At 62.2% G+C, this 1358-nt stretch carries 1 protein-coding gene; it reads right to left on the reverse strand.

What is annotated here, in order from left to right; genetic code table 11:
- Window positions 1-7 precede the first annotated feature (7 nt).
- Window positions 8-1358, reverse strand: a 1351-nt coding sequence (locus ABTU92_RS30415; RefSeq protein WP_408095254.1) for an IS4 family transposase, incomplete at its 5' end; no start/stop codon positions are given.

Below are 1358 nucleotides of genomic sequence, written 5' to 3' on the forward strand. Positions count from 1 at the left end.
CTTCCGATTACCCACATCTTCGGCTTATCCGGATGGATATGCCGAAGGCGATGTCATTGAGACGCGTGAGACCCCGCCAGACAACCATGTTTCCAGGTGGCGGGTCATGTGCGCGGGCAAGATAGCCGCCGAGCATGGCGATCTGAAGCAGATACGCGGCAAGGGTCTTGCGCAAAATGCGAGGCTTTGCCCGCGCGGCGTTGATGCTGTCGAGCGTCGCGATTTCGGCCGGCGTCAGGACTGTCTCCGGCTTGACCTCCGGCCTTTCCCGTGCGGCCATGGTGAGGAAGAAGATGCGCCAACTCACCACCGCAATGAGCGCGAGGAACTTCGCAAGCCGCTCGGCAGTCTCGAGCCTCGTCTCTTCGGCGCGGCAGCCCGATTTCATCACCTTGTGGAACACCTCCGCCTTCCAGCGCAAAGCGTACCACTCGAGCTTCTCAACAGCGGCGGTGAGGTTGTCGACCGGCAAATTGGTCACGAGCCTCCAGTCGATCGGCGGACGGTCCGCCGGTGGGTCAACTTCAAGGGCGTGAATATAGTTGAGAAGCTGCGGACGATATCGCCTTCGCTTTCCGACAGGCGGCAAAGTCTCGATGGCGGCGAACTTCACGAGCACGCATGCCGTCTCGTCCTGGCCGATCTTGACGCTATGGCGCCCTGCCCAAGGTGCGGCCGTGAGCTGAGAAAAGACCCGATGCGCCCCATTCTGCAGCTCTGCGTCGGTGGGCACGGCGGCCAAACGATTAGTCTGCACCCGTACCAAGAATCGCGTGCCGAGATCCTGCGCGAGGCAGAAGAGTTCATAAATGTCGCTCTCGCGATCGGCTACATGCACGCAGCGTTCCGGCGCGCCAACCAGCGCCATCGACTGCCGCAGATTCTCCAGCCAGCGATAGCTTTCCTTCGTCTCAATAGGCACGCGCGTGGGATTCACATGTCGCTTGAGCGTCCAGGTCCCCTTGAACTTCGTGCGTGTCCAGAACTTCGCGGCGGTCAACCCGAGCGGCGTTCCGCTCAAGGTCACCGCCAAGCTCGAATGCATCAGCACTCCGCACAAGGTCAACGCGTTGGGCTGGCCCGCCTTGTAACGCCCGGCGTTAATGGTCTTGATAAAGCCTATTTTGCCCGGCTGTGCGCGGCTGTATATGAACTCGGTGGTGTCTTGCAGGATGAGGATCGGGCCCTCGCTCGCCGCGCAGCGCTTGGCGGTCGCGGCGAAATGACCGGCGAGCACCCCATGCTCGGTCACGCGCGGGTTGTCGAAGAAACGATAGGCCGCTTTCGTCGCCGCCCAGTCGCCACACGCCGCCGGGATCGGCTGGCCAGGCGCGGCCGACATCTGCTCAAGCAGGCAG

The sequence above is a fragment of the Rhodoplanes sp. SY1 genome, from assembly GCF_046000175.1.
Lineage (GTDB): Bacteria > Pseudomonadota > Alphaproteobacteria > Rhizobiales > Xanthobacteraceae > Rhodoplanes.